This window comes from Sphingomonas endophytica, from assembly GCF_001476895.1.
Classification (GTDB): domain Bacteria; phylum Pseudomonadota; class Alphaproteobacteria; order Sphingomonadales; family Sphingomonadaceae; genus Sphingomonas; species Sphingomonas endophytica_A.
Map to the genome: position 1 here is coordinate 1 of NZ_LDTB01000110.1, position 629 is coordinate 629.

The window sequence follows — 629 nt, forward strand, 5'->3', positions numbered from 1 at the left end:
GTATCTCGACATCGCGGAGTTCTTCCAGCGGCCGGACAAGGGGCTGTGGGGAACCGCGGAAGCCTTCCGTCGCGGCGGTCAGCAGTTCTGGTTCTTCTTCAGCCACGCGGCGGCTTACACGAACAATCCGAACTATCCGGGCGCGATGTTCTTCGACCCCGAGACGATGGACGCGCAGATCAACAATCCGGGCTGGGTGAAGGGCCTCGAGGAATACATCAAGGCATCGAAGCTCGGGCCGCCCAATGCGCTGAACTTCTCGTTCGGCGAAGTCAACGCGGCGGTCGCCGGCGGCCAGGTCGCGGAATCGATCGGCTGGGGTGACACCGGCGTCATCGCCGCCGACCCGAAGCAGTCGAAGATCTCGGGCAAGGTCGGCTCGGCGATGCTGCCCGGTTCGGACGAGATCTGGAACGCCAAGACCAAGAAGTGGGACAAGTTCCCGGGCGTGCTTCCAGCCCCGTTCATGGCGTTCGGCGGCTGGCAGATCGCGGTGCCGAAGGCCGGCAAGAACCAGCAGGCGGCGTGGGACTTCGTCAAGACCCTGACCAGCCCCGACGTGTCGGGCCAGGCGGCGATCACCGGCGGCAGCGGCGTCAATCCCTATCGCAAATCGCACACCGCCAATC

Annotated in this window: 1 protein-coding gene; it reads left to right on the forward strand. The window is 65.0% G+C overall.

The window, feature by feature from the left end; genetic code table 11:
* Positions 1-629 (forward strand): extracellular solute-binding protein (locus tag NS334_RS16195; RefSeq protein ID WP_153002783.1); only part of this gene is annotated, 629 nt, incomplete at both ends.